Consider the following 12,673-nt stretch of genomic DNA (forward strand, 5'->3'; position numbering starts at 1 on the left):
TATCAGGTTTTTAAACATTAAGGTAAAAAGGATGAAAAGTGTATTGATTATTTGTGCCGGATCTCTGGCAACATTCGCAGCAGCGGGAAACCGTCCCGACCCTGTCGATTCTCTCAAAATTTCACGTGACTTATCACTGGACGAAGTAGTCGTCACCGCCACTAAAGTAGCCAAAGGTACTCCGGTGGCTTACAGCGAAGTATCCAAAGACGAACTCAGCCGTAAAAACGACGGCCAGGGTATCCCCTACCTCATCTCCCAATCCCCCTCCGTCATCATGACTTCGGACGCCGGGACAGGTATCGGCTATTCGGGCTTCCGTATCCGCGGCACAGACGCCAACCGCATCAACATCACGGTCAACGGCGTACCGGTCAACGACTCCGAGTCGCACACCGTTTTCTGGGCCAACATGTCCGATTTCGCATCTTCCGTCGATAACATACAGATACAACGGGGAGCCGGGACATCGACCAACGGAGCCGCCGCCTTCGGTGCCACCGTCGCCATGCAAACGCAAAAGCCGGACCTGAAACCGTATGCCGAATACAGCCTTTCGGCAGGTTCGTTCGGAACCGTCAAAAACTCAGTCAAAATAGGAACCGGGGTACTCCGGGATCATTTTGTTTTCGACGCCCGCTACTCCAACGTCCAAAGCGACGGATACATCGACCGGGCGACAGCCAATATGCACTCTTATTTCGGTTCTGCCACCTATTACGGCGATAACACCCTGATCCGCTTCCAGACATTCGGCAATATAGAGAAAACGTATCAGGCCTGGAACGGTGTCCCTTCCATTTACCTGGACAGCGACCGGACCTATAACCCTTGCGGAGAATATGAAGAGAACGGCGTTAAAAAATTCTACGACAACCAGACAGACAATTACCGGCAGCAAAACTACCACCTGATGGCAAGCCAGCGACTGAGCGACCTGTGGAATATGAACCTGACTCTCCATTACACACATGGAGAAGGATATTACGAAGACTATAAGCCTAATGAAGAATTTACAAAATATAAACTCCCCGAGTCTTATATCAACGGGAAAGGCGACACAATCGTCAGTTCCGACCTCGTCCGCCGCAAATGGCTGGACAACGACTTTTACGGTGTCGTTTACAGTGCGAACTATCGCTCCGAACGTCTCCAGATAAGCTTCGGTTCAGCTGTCAATAAATATGTAGGCGACCATTTCGGCCGTGTCATGTGGGTCAAAAATGCAGAAGCACTCCCCTCGCCTGACTACGAATATTACCGTAACAGAGGGAACAAACTGGATTATAACTTTTACGTAAAGGGTAACTACCGGTTCCACCCCTACCTGAACGGATACCTCGACCTACAATACCGCGGCATCCACTATACGATCAAAGGAAGCGACGACAATACCGGTAAGGAAATCTACGTCAACAAATACTGGAACTTCTTCAACCCGAAAGCCGGTATCAATTTCCAGAAAGGCGGTCATAATGCTTTCGTCTCTTTCTCCGTCGCCAACCGTGAACCCAATCGCGACAATTTTACGGAAGCCGCGGCCAACGAACGTCCTTCCCACGAAACACTCTACGACTACGAAGTCGGTTACAGCTTCGGCAACCAGCGTTTCCGCGTCGGAGCCAATCTTTATTTTATGGACTACAACAACCAATTGATCCTGAGCGGAAAAATCAGCGAAATCGGTGAAGCATTGACCAGCAATATCAAAGACAGCTACCGCATGGGAATTGAACTGACCGGAGGCGTAAGTATCACCCACTGGCTGGACTGGAACGGAAACGTCACCCTGAGCCGCAACAAAATAAAGAATTTTACTCATTATATAGATGACTTCGATAACGGAGGCCAGGCAAGTTATTATCTGGGAACGACCGACATCGCCTTCTCTCCCGGTATCATCGCCAACAGCATGTTCGATTTCAACCTGAAAGGATTCTCCGCCAGCTTCAACTCACAGTTTGTAGGCCGTCAATACATCGACAATACCTCCACCAAAGACCGTTCCATCGATCCCTATTTCGTGAACAGCCTGCGTGTCGGATACGTTTTCAAACCGAAGTTCGTCAAGGAGATCGGCGTCGACGTCACCATCAACAACCTCTTCAACGAGAAATATGAAACAAACGCCTGGGTATATACCTACATCAGCAAAGGTGTCGTCAACAAAGACGACGGTTATTTCACCCAAGCCGGCACAAACGCCATGGCCAGAGTAACAATCAGGTTCTAGAAAAATATAAATTATGGAGCAACTATTAGAATATTTCGGTGTCATTACAGGTTTTCTCTACCTGTTATTAGAGATCAGGCAGCATAAAGCGATGTGGGTGGTAGGCTTCCTCACCTCCCTGGTCTACGTATTTGTCTTTTTCTTCTCAAAGATATATGCCGATATGGGACTGAATATCTACTATGTTGCCATCAGCATTTACGGTTTCAAAAAATGGACCTGCACGAAAAAAAGCGTCACCGAAGAGAAAGTTTCCGATGACCCGATTTTCTACCGTCATATCACCTGGCCGTATATAGCAGGGATAGCTTCCGCTATCCTCGCTATATACGCCCTATTATATTACGTACTCCATAACTTCACAGACTCCCCCATCCCGATGGGCGACGCCTTCACCACCTCCGTCGGCATCGTAGCCACCTGGATGCTGGCCCGCCGTATCATCGAACACTGGATCTTCTGGGTAATCGTCAATTGCATATCCGTTTATCTTTATTACCTCCGTGGCCTCTATCCAACCATGTTTTTGTACATTTGCTACGCAATATTGGCCATCGTCGGATATTTCACCTGGAAAAAGAAAGGAATAAATAAAGAACGGATATGAAATGTTGAAAATAAACTCTACATTTGTGAGGTATTACAAACTTATAAAAAACAAAACCTTATGAATGTAATTCTTAAATCTGACATTGAATACAAGCAATGGCTCACCGATCTTAAATTCCGTATACGAAACAGCCAAATCAAAGCGGCTCTGAAAGTTAATGCAGAATTAATCAATCTATATTGGGAACTTGGAAAGGAAATTGTTTCCAAACAGGAACAATCACAGTGGGGGGATGGCTTGATAAAACAATTAAGTTCAGATCTACAGCAGGAATTTCCTAATATGAAAGGTTTCTCTATCAGCAATATCAAATACATAAAACAATGGTATCTGTTTTATTATAAAGACATTACAATTGGCCAACAAGTTGTTGGCCAATTAGAAAATATATTTAATATTCAAGAGTTAGTATCCCAAATCCCCTGGGGCCATAATCTTCGTATTATTGCTCAATGCAAATCCACAGAAGAAGCTATGTTCTATATCCATAAAACCATCGAATATAGCTGGAGCCGCAGTATTCTGGATCAACCCATCAAACAACAAGACTACCAACGAACAAGGCATTCCGTATCAAATTTTTCCCGCTTATTACCAACAGTCCAGAGTGACCTGGCCCAGGAATTACTAAAAGATCCTTACAATTTCGATTTTCTTACACTTACAGATAGCTATAAAGAACGCGAACTGGAAAATGCCTTAACCGACAATATCACGAAATTTTTAATTGAGTTAGGAGCCGGTTTTGCATACGTTGGCCGCCAGATACCTTTAAAAGTAGGTAATAAAGAATTTTATCTGGATTTACTCTTTTATCATCTGAAATTACGGTGTTATATTGTTATCGAGTTGAAAGCAACCGATTTCATACCAGAATATACCGGTAAATTAAGTTTTTACCTGACTGCTGTAAATGATTTATTAAAACATCAGACAGATAATCCAACAATCGGTTTACTGATATGTAAAAATAAAGATAGCTTTATTGCCGAATATTCATTGAAAGGAATTAGTCAGCCCATCGGTGTCTCAGAATACGAATTAACTCGCCTATGCCCGGAAGATTTCAAGGGAAGCCTGCCTTCAATAGAAGAAATTGAAGCTGAATTAAAAGAATAAAGTTTAAAGAAAGGAATAAATACAAATGGAAACATTATATGATTGTGTAGTAGTGGCTAACGGCAGTTTTCCGCAAACAGCGGGGCCGTTGGAATTATTAAAAGCAACACCCGTCATCATTGCCTGCGACGGGGCCGTGCAGAACCTTCATGAAAGGGGATTGGTCCCGTCGGCCATTGTCGGCGACCTGGACAGTATTCCTCCGGAAATGCTCCGGCTATATGCCGACCGTATCCATACCGTGGAAGATCAGGAGATAAACGACCTAACCAAGGCTGTACGCTTCGCCCACGCTTCCGGTTACCGGAAAGTACTGATTCTCGGAGCTACGGGACTTCGCGAAGACCATACGCTCGGAAACATCTCCCTGCTGACAGACTTTGCCCCTCTATTCGAAGTCGTGGAAATGCTCTCCGATTACGGTCGCTTCATCCCCGTCCTCCGGACAACAACGCTACCATGCACACCCGGCCAGCAAATATCCATCTTTTCCATGTATCCCTGCGGAGAAATAACCACCGAAGGCCTCCGATGGCCCATCACCCGACGCCGCCTGACATCCTGGTGGCAAGGCTCCCTCAACGAAGCCCTGGAAACCGAGTTTACCCTCACCTTATCCCCCGATGCCCGATTAATCGTCTATTTCCAGTCCCCCGCATAATTTTCAATTAAAAAAAAATGCCCCGGAAGGATAACCACTCACTTCCGGGGACTTAATACACCCTCAATTTTACAACTTAGTATACTTAACCGAAGCCTCACGGCTTCACCTTTTATGCTGGTAATTGATTCAGCTGACAAGCCTTCCATTCGGGGAAGCCATCGATCTGATCGTTCAACTGAAATAAGAGCTTGTCGTCAGCCACTTGTTTCAAAATAGTCTTCGGAGCAAGAGGCAAACGCATGTCGTCCACTTCAAAAAAAGCTTTCAACAGAATCACGTCATATCCGTCACGAACTATTTCCTTCTTTATTACAACCGGCACTTTCAACTGAGCCAGATAATAAGCGGAACGTTCATAGGCGCACCATTTATTTCCTTCCAGATACAGATGCACTCCGTTCTGGTTGTCAATCTCGTTTACTAAAACGTATTCGACTTGTGCAGCATGTTCCATATTATTATTTTTATGCTTTTCCATAAATCATTCTGATGCAAAAATAGACTCTATTTATTACAATTCCACACGGTATACATATCAATTATGCATGTTGAAACTATCAAATAAAGCATTGTCATCTCTTTTCTTCTGTAATTCTCTCAAATTAGCTGCTGCGTCTATCACACCGGCTTCTTTTGCCTGTTTCAGCAAAGTTTCCGCCCCGTCAAGATCACCTTCAATTAATTTTATAACGCCACGGGCATGGATTGCTTCAGCCGAATTACCTGCTTTCGACAGATATTTTTTAGCGGATTCGTAATCGCCTTTTCCTATAGAGATATTAGCAGCATTCAGATTAGCCACCGGATCAGAACTGTACATGCGTACAGCAATTTCAAATACATCGTTATATTCCTTGCTTCCCGTTTCATAGCTGTTGGCTACGGCAAACATTTCACTCAGACTCAACTGTTGCGGACGGGTCTTGATAATCTCACGACCTTCTTCTACCGTAAACTCACGGACCGTATAGTCGATACGATATTCCGAACGGCGCAACGACGGGAAGATATTTTTCAATACATAGCTGAAAGCAGATCCGCCTTTCAAAGCACGCAGTTTAGTCTCTTTCTGGTCGGGCTGCAAATCACTGTTGATAATGCTAAGCACTTCATCGCGTGCCGGCATATCATAGTCTGCCTCTGCCTGCGCTTTGAAACCGGCCCAGTCTTCAGGTTCGTTTTCCAGCGTGAAGAAACTCTGCGGGAAATCATTCTTCGAACGGATATAATCGCGCAATGCCTTCACACGATTATCCGACAAACGGTCGTTGGAAGCATACGAACCTTCCGGCGAAGCATAACCTTTCAATATAATACCCTTCGGAGTGATATTCTTGTCCGACGTTACCGAACGGATCGTACTGTTGATCTTATCCAATTCAGACGCATTATTACGGAAGTCAGGCAAGATCTGCGATTTACCCACCTGGAAATCCAGATAAGCCGTTCCCACTTCGGCACGATGTTTCTCTGTTTCAGCCTCCGGCGAGATATATGCCAGTGTCGGCTGCACTTTATATCGTTCCGTCGGTGCCATACGGATCTTATCGGCGATCAGCAACGGACCCACTGCTTCTTCTTTTCCACATCCGCACAGATCCTGTGCCAATACAAAACGGGCATCTTTCATCCACGGTTCCCAGGCGATCGTCATTTTGTAAGGGATCACATGTTCCGAAGCATCACTGGCACGAAGCACCTGATAACGCGGTTCATCCTGCAAATTCTTCAACGCCACTTCGCGTTTATAGACTTTTGCACGGTTCTTCCCGTTCAGCAAGATGGAAGGAAGTCCTTCTTTCTGGTCTGCACTTTCCAACAGCGGAGTCAATGTCAATGACTTACGCGATTCGATCAGGTCACCCTTCACCCGGATTGTTGCATCGATATAAAGTGAATCCCCTTTCTGCATCAGGTCGTTGCAAGCGACACTGATCGGACTGTTTCCCGTTTGCGCTCCTGTTGGAACCGCACCGGCCACCAACAAAGCGGCTACAATATAGATATTCTTTCTGTTTTTCATTGTCCCGATCATTTAAAGAAATAAATAAAGGAAAGAGCTGCTTTTGTCACGCCGAAATAATCCTTGGTACGGCTTTTCTCGATAGAGCCGCAAACAGCACACGGATACTTGTCGTCCTCCAGATGTGCCCAACCCACACCGATCACAGCTTCCATACTCCACCGGTTACTCAGCAACCACTGATAACCATACGACAGACCTGCCCCATACAGATGTCCCTGATAACGGTGATTTTCCATATTATCACCCAGAATCTTCAGGCCGCCCACATTATAATCGGCATAATGAGCATGCACACCGAAGAAATGTCCGTTAAATTTCTCGCACAGCCAATAACGTGCTTCCGGCTGTACCAGCCAATGTTTAAAACGAGCTTCGTCTCCCAGCATCCAGCCGTTATAGTTACCGGACAAATCCAGTGACCACTTTTTGCTCAATCCGACCTCTACTCCCAGGTTAATGGTAGCAGTAGCATCGTAAAGCAAGTTAGACTTCACCGCAAACTTCTGTCCATAGACATTCGTCATACCTGCCAAAAGCAAAAAGAGGAAAAGTACTTTTTTCATATACATTATTATTATAATTTCATTTACCCTGCAAATCTAATTAAAAAGAAAGATTTTCAACGTTTACAAAAGTAGTTATTTACTTTATTCCCAATAATAGGCAAGTCTTTCAAGTTGATAGGGTGTTTCTACCAAATTAGCCGGTTTTGATAGAAACACCACCTGAGCTCTCATTTTCGGATAGGATTGCCGATAGATAGCAGTTGAAAAAGGCATAAAAAAACTCCGGGAAATATCCTGTTACAGATACTTCCCGGAGTTTCTTATAGTTTATCTATTCTATATAAGAGAAAATTCCGTTACAAATTCTCAAGCCATTTTTTGCCGGGCTTGGTATAAAGCCAAGCTAAAAAAGCACCGGCAACAACACAACCTATTGTAAAAAATAATGCTAGTCCGTTCATATCATTTCACTTTAATATTTTATTTCCAATATACGCTAATATATATGTTTGCAAAATTCCTACACAAATCATATACCAACTCATAGGATCTGCCATGTCTTTCTGTAAAACTAACATTTCACCTAAAACAATAGCAGCAAACGTCAGTTTAGCCAAGTCATAGAAGAATTTACTCAGATTCTCTCTACGAGATCTGTCCCTTTCCCGTCCTTCTTTCTTTACTTCCTGCTGTTTTTCCCAATTGCTCATACTGCAAATATGGTGATTTTTTTCGAATAGGAATGTATGAGACACATAAATATTTACTAAAACAAAACAGGCACGACCCCGTTATCCGGTTCGTGCCTGCTTTGTTAATCAGAGAAAGAATTGTGCCTATTCGATTTCCGGACGGTCGGAACCACCGCCTTCGCCACTGCCCGAACCGGTTTCATCAGTTTTGGGGATTTCGAACTTCTGGATGCTTACTTCGCTCAGCATGTCCTTGAAATAAGAACCCGGAGTGAAGATGATTTTACGATGGCGCAAAGCTTCCGCATTCACAGCCTCTTCCGTATCCTGGCTCTTGCTGCCGAAAGCAGGACGGAACGTCCCGAAATCACCCAGCTTCACCGACAAATGATTTTCCAGATTCCACATGATCGCATCGATCAGACCATCGGTCACCATTTTCACTACGCCACGGGGCGCCATACCAACCTTGGTTACCTGGTCGCAAAGAGCGGAATAACCTACTGTACCTGCCATCAACGGACGGGCTACATACTTCACTGCCTTGGTTTTATCAAACCCGAAAACAGTTTTCTTGACTACATACTTTAATGCCATACTAGTTATTATTAAATGATTATAAAAAAGGATATAATGAATTCTTTGTTTTCAATAAATAATCGATTACACTGCAAAGATATACTATGCTCAAAGGGGTAAAAAGCAATAAGAACAGGATATCAAAACACAATAACATTCTAATAAACAAAGCATTGACCTCAATAAAAACTCATAGAAGAAGCTTTTTTCCTGTTCTCACTGCTTCTCTGAAACAGCAATATTTTAGATACTTTAATACGTCACTTACTCCAGCGAAACCTATTCGATCTCCGGACGGTCTTCCGAACCGCCGCCCTGAGAACCGCCGGTTTCATCGGTTTTGGGGATTTCGAACTTCTGGATGCTTACTTCGCTCAGCATGTCCTTGAAATAAGAACCCGGAGTAAAGATGATTTTACGATGACGCAAAGTTTCCGCATTCACAGCCTCTTCCGTATCCTGGCTCTTACTACCAAAAGCTGGACGGAACGTCCCAAAATCACCCAGCTTCACCGACAAATGATTTTCCAGATTCCACATGATCGCATCGATCAGACCGTCGGTCACCATTTTCACTACGCCGCGAGGCGCCATACCAACCTTGGTTACCTGATCGCAAAGAGCGGAATAACCTACTGTACCTGCCATCAACGGACGGGCTACATACTTCACTGTCTTGGTTTTATCAAACCCGAAAACAGTTTTCTTAACTACATACTTTAATGCCATACTATTTGTTTTATGATTACGAAACAAAGGTACAGCAGGCCGTTCCGATGAAAACGGGATAGAGCGGTTTAGAGCGGAATAAGAAGGTTTAAATAGGAATAAATCGGTTTACTGCCATATATGTTCCTAATCGCAACCGTTTTTTCATCCAAACACCGTCAGACCTTTGTTTCTCGATGATGTTACAAAGATAAGACACCGGTCAGGGGCCAAAGGAACCTACGGAAGGATACGGGAACATTCGGGCACTTTTTTCTTGAAAAAGACATAAAAACCCGAAAACAGTTTTCTTTATTACATACTTTAATGCCATACTATTTTGTTTTAAATGATTATGAAACAAAGGTACGGCGGGAGGTTATGGCCTTGAAGACCTATGTGTTTTCACGTGACGAAACGACACTTTTTTTCATTTAATTGCATTTCTGTTCAGTCAATTGGAGTATTCTAGTTGAACAAAAGTAGAGAACTAAAAATAAAAACGTCAGAAAATATGCAGTCTATTGTAATATCCATAAAAAACTGTGTCAGCAAAATGGAAACCGACTTCCTTTTTACTGACACAGTTTAAATTACAACCTTTTTATTAATCGCAACCTGCTATATATATTTTACTTTACATCTTTCACACAACGGATATATAAAAGAGGATTAGCATATTTTGGATTCCCAGGACTTGTTAATTGTAAAATATTTTCATAAAACATATAAACACGATTCTCCGTAAAAGCATAACTTGTCCATGAATACACCGTTTTATTTCCGGTCTTTTCTGCACGTATCAACATCTGTAACTCCCTTTGGTTAGGTACCCTCCAACCCTCTGAGTCTCCATCCTCTGAATAATATTTACATGGAGAATTACCTAATCTCATATTAGTTGTTAAATCAGTACGTGTTATCTGACTTTGAGTTTTATCTTTCCACACCTCTTGTTCCTCATCCTTATAAAAACGATAATAAGTTTTTTTCCTCCAGCCATAGCCTGTAGTGAATTTTTGGGTGTAATCTGGCGAATATCCTGTTGGTCCCTCCCCTTGTTCAAAATACCCTGATTTATTTTCATGAGTTTCACCTCCGGTAGCATAAACTCTTTTATTCTCTGAACTTAAAACTTTAACTGTAAAATTGGGTACAACATCTTTCGCAAACTTAAATTTTTTATAGGGAGCATTAGCACCATTAAAGTCAGTATGAACATGCTCATCCAACTCTCCCTCCAAATACTGTTCCCGAATTGATTGACTATTCATATTTGACATATCAAATACTAAATTGTTCTCAGAATAATATTGATCCGGATAAGTACCTGCAGCTTCTTGTTCACTAGACATGCCTAAATTGCGGATGCAACGAATAGATCTCCCATAATCACGACCTGTGTCAGATCCATCATTATCATTTCCAAACGAAGACCCTTCTTCTGCCCACAAAATACGTTTTTTGTTACTTGCATAAAAATGATCATAATCCCCGTTCTTCTGATAAAGAGCGAAACCATTCGGCAACCCGAATGTCCCCATCCAAATATCCATATACTGATAAATAGCAGGCAAATACCATTTCATTTCATCTTTACTAATTTTGGTATCACCATTTTCATCCCTATTACGAGACATACATGCTGCATAAGCTTTTTTTAATTCAGAACTAAAATCCGCCCCATTAGCATACCAATCTTTACCTATTAACTGTGTTTCTGCTAATAAATTGGCATATCCATTATTCATATTATCCCCCTTGGTATTATTTCCATAATTATCAGCAGAGATAGGATCCGTCTCATTTATCCACTCAATACCCCAAGCTGTTTTTTTAGAATCTAAAGCATAGATCGTTTGTATTGATTTTTGGGAAATTGTATAACGAGCCTCTCTTAAAGAGCTGGAATGATTAGTATTATGAGTATAACTATCAATGTTACACATTATTTGCATAACACGTGGTTCAGTATTTACAAATTCTGTCCAGTTCTTACTTTTATAATAAAACTCATCAATAAAGCATGTAACTTTAAGTTCATTATTAAGATAATTTTTTTTCTCTTTAAGATACTCTGAGAATTTTTTCACATCCATTAATTTGAACTTATTACTCTCATTGGGATATCTTTGCTTATTATCTGAATACTGTCCGCTAAATTTTTCATTTACCATAAAATGAATCCACTGCCAATTTTCAGCATAATCATCATTTTCCTCTTTTGCGTCTGAGAGTTTAATATATCCTGTTGTAAATGGTGTTTTAACCAAGAAATCCGTGCCATATGCATCTATATCTTTTATATTAAAAGTATATACACTACTTTCATAGTGGGCATCATAATTATCAACTTCACCTTCGACATAAGTCACATCACCATCCGCTCTATGATAAGGACTCTTTTCTTTCACTTCTGTTATAATTTCATCAACACCTGCTACCTGAATATTATATACATAAATCTTATTTCTTTTACTCTTATAATCTCCTAAATCAGTGGAATTCTTATCAGACCCCATACCTAAGCTTATGAAATATGTTACATTAGCATCGACCTTTGCAGGATTCTGATACCCCTCTCTCTTTCCTGTGCCAACAAAATGTCCTTTCAACTCAACATAAGTTGCATTTGACGGACGCTTGTCTGCTGCTTCGCGAATATTTTTATCTGAAATATCAGTAGAGGACTGCAAGTTTTCCAACATAGCAAATTCAAATGTATTATTAACAAATCGCTGACTGACTGAAGTAGGAAAATAATCTGAAGATTCTGAAGATGAACTCCCCCCCTTATACAGAGAAGATGTCACAGGTACATTAACAATTTTCCACGAAATTGGTTCAAACGAATCTACTTTATCACCAATTTTGCTTATAGAAAATGTTATATTCGAAAACAAACGAATTAATTTAATTGAACCATCGATTGTTTTGCCATTATCATCTTTAATAACAGTTTGTCCACCATCGTTTAAGTCAATAGAAACAAGTTCTGCTTCTTCCGGTTCGTTTGTTGCTTCTTTACCACTTGTATAATAGCCGGACGCAAGAAAAGAATTACCAGTAAAAGAAACGATATTATCTTTTAAAGAGACTGGTATTGTTGCTAAATCACTTTCTTCAGCAATATTATCTAATGAACTCTTGAGACTTTGAGTTGCATCGCTTTTTAGATTGGCTATACCATAAATGCGTCGTTTACCTGTCGTTGTCTGAAAAGAAATAGAGCCTGACAATCCACTCAAATGTTCAAAATACCCCTTATTTTCACTTGTTACAGGAACACGTGTTCCGTTTTCATCAAAAAGGAGTACATACAAATCAGATACACGACCTTCTGTCAAAGCACTCTTCGTCTGTATTATTTCCGGATCACCTGTGGCAAAAGATAAAGATAAATTAACAGCACGTCCTTCTTCCACATCTGTGGAAGATTTAATTGCTTGTTCATCTACACAAGCAGATAATAAAAATATACCCGCTAATAAACTTAATACATGCAAACTATATTTTTTCATACAATCAACTTTTTA

11 protein-coding genes are annotated in these 12,673 nt (G+C 41.6%); 4 read left to right on the forward strand and 7 right to left on the reverse strand.

Annotated features, from left to right (window positions below; all coding sequences use genetic code 11):
• The first annotated feature begins 31 nt into the window (after window positions 1–31).
• From NBH15_RS03955 to NBH15_RS03970, 4 genes are read left to right on the forward strand one after another with little or no spacing between them, the layout of a single operon-like run.
• Window positions 32–2,233, forward strand: a complete 2,202-nt coding sequence (locus tag NBH15_RS03955; protein ID WP_250822047.1) for a TonB-dependent receptor — start codon at window positions 32–34, stop codon at window positions 2,231–2,233.
• 13 nt (window positions 2,234–2,246) lie between these two features.
• A complete protein-coding gene (gene pnuC / locus NBH15_RS03960) occupies window positions 2,247–2,840 on the forward strand; it encodes a nicotinamide riboside transporter PnuC (protein WP_128134720.1) in 594 nt (197 codons plus the stop codon).
• A gap of 60 nt (window positions 2,841–2,900) precedes the next feature.
• Complete coding sequence (locus NBH15_RS03965) at window positions 2,901–3,962, forward strand: PDDEXK nuclease domain-containing protein (protein WP_250822048.1); 1,062 nt, start codon at window positions 2,901–2,903, stop codon at window positions 3,960–3,962.
• 25 nt (window positions 3,963–3,987) lie between these two features.
• Window positions 3,988–4,623 (forward strand): thiamine diphosphokinase, encoded by a 636-nt coding sequence (locus NBH15_RS03970; RefSeq protein WP_186959891.1) that lies wholly within the window; start codon window positions 3,988–3,990, stop codon window positions 4,621–4,623.
• A gap of 112 nt (window positions 4,624–4,735) precedes the next feature.
• Here the strand turns inward: NBH15_RS03970 and NBH15_RS03975 are convergent, their stop codons facing one another.
• The 7 genes from NBH15_RS03975 to NBH15_RS04005 form a co-directional block, all read right to left on the reverse strand.
• Window positions 4,736–5,104 carry a hypothetical protein gene (locus NBH15_RS03975; RefSeq protein ID WP_233567359.1) on the reverse strand — a complete coding sequence of 123 codons (369 nt, stop codon included), beginning with the start codon at window positions 5,102–5,104 and terminating at the stop codon, window positions 4,736–4,738.
• Between the two features lie 57 nt (window positions 5,105–5,161).
• Window positions 5,162–6,649, reverse strand: a complete 1,488-nt coding sequence (locus NBH15_RS03980) for a DUF3868 domain-containing protein (RefSeq protein ID WP_128134718.1) — start codon at window positions 6,647–6,649, stop codon at window positions 5,162–5,164.
• An 8-nt stretch (window positions 6,650–6,657) separates the two neighbouring features.
• The gene (locus NBH15_RS03985; protein ID WP_007655282.1) at window positions 6,658–7,215 is read right to left on the reverse strand and encodes a DUF3575 domain-containing protein; all 558 of its coding nucleotides are present in this window, start codon (window positions 7,213–7,215) and stop codon (window positions 6,658–6,660) included.
• Window positions 7,216–7,625: 410 nt separating this feature from the next.
• A complete protein-coding gene (locus NBH15_RS03990) occupies window positions 7,626–7,868 on the reverse strand; it encodes a DUF6722 family protein (protein WP_128134716.1) in 243 nt (80 codons plus the stop codon).
• Window positions 7,869–7,994: 126 nt separating this feature from the next.
• The gene (locus NBH15_RS03995; protein ID WP_007655285.1) at window positions 7,995–8,447 is read right to left on the reverse strand and encodes an HU family DNA-binding protein; all 453 of its coding nucleotides are present in this window, start codon (window positions 8,445–8,447) and stop codon (window positions 7,995–7,997) included.
• A 261-nt stretch (window positions 8,448–8,708) separates the two neighbouring features.
• The gene (locus NBH15_RS04000) at window positions 8,709–9,158 is read right to left on the reverse strand and encodes an HU family DNA-binding protein (RefSeq protein ID WP_186959893.1); all 450 of its coding nucleotides are present in this window, start codon (window positions 9,156–9,158) and stop codon (window positions 8,709–8,711) included.
• Window positions 9,159–9,769: 611 nt separating this feature from the next.
• Window positions 9,770–12,658, reverse strand: coding sequence for a hypothetical protein (locus NBH15_RS04005; protein ID WP_250822049.1), 2,889 nt, complete (start codon window positions 12,656–12,658; stop codon window positions 9,770–9,772).
• Window positions 12,659–12,673: the final 15 nt, after the last annotated feature.

The sequence above is a fragment of the Parabacteroides caeci genome (genome assembly GCF_023656795.1).
In the GTDB taxonomy this organism is placed as follows: domain Bacteria; phylum Bacteroidota; class Bacteroidia; order Bacteroidales; family Tannerellaceae; genus Parabacteroides; species Parabacteroides segnis.

Excerpts from the sequence above, each read along its gene's own strand:
- NBH15_RS03955 (WP_250822047.1), top strand. The coding sequence starts at position 32 with ATGAAAAGTGTATTGATTATTTGTGCCGGATCTCTGGCAACATTCGCA.
- pnuC (WP_128134720.1), top strand. The coding sequence starts at position 2,247 with ATGGAGCAACTATTAGAATATTTCGGTGTCATTACAGGTTTTCTCTAC.
- NBH15_RS03965 (WP_250822048.1), top strand. The coding sequence starts at position 2,901 with ATGAATGTAATTCTTAAATCTGACATTGAATACAAGCAATGGCTCACC.
- NBH15_RS03970 (WP_186959891.1), top strand. The coding sequence starts at position 3,988 with ATGGAAACATTATATGATTGTGTAGTAGTGGCTAACGGCAGTTTTCCG.
- NBH15_RS03975 (WP_233567359.1), bottom strand. The coding sequence starts at position 5,104 with ATGGAAAAGCATAAAAATAATAATATGGAACATGCTGCACAAGTCGAA.
- NBH15_RS03980 (WP_128134718.1), bottom strand. The coding sequence starts at position 6,649 with ATGAAAAACAGAAAGAATATCTATATTGTAGCCGCTTTGTTGGTGGCC.
- NBH15_RS03985 (WP_007655282.1), bottom strand. The coding sequence starts at position 7,215 with ATGAAAAAAGTACTTTTCCTCTTTTTGCTTTTGGCAGGTATGACGAAT.
- NBH15_RS03990 (WP_128134716.1), bottom strand. The coding sequence starts at position 7,868 with ATGAGCAATTGGGAAAAACAGCAGGAAGTAAAGAAAGAAGGACGGGAA.
- NBH15_RS03995 (WP_007655285.1), bottom strand. The coding sequence starts at position 8,447 with ATGGCATTAAAGTATGTAGTCAAGAAAACTGTTTTCGGGTTTGATAAA.
- NBH15_RS04000 (WP_186959893.1), bottom strand. The coding sequence starts at position 9,158 with ATGGCATTAAAGTATGTAGTTAAGAAAACTGTTTTCGGGTTTGATAAA.
- NBH15_RS04005 (WP_250822049.1), bottom strand. The coding sequence starts at position 12,658 with ATGAAAAAATATAGTTTGCATGTATTAAGTTTATTAGCGGGTATATTT.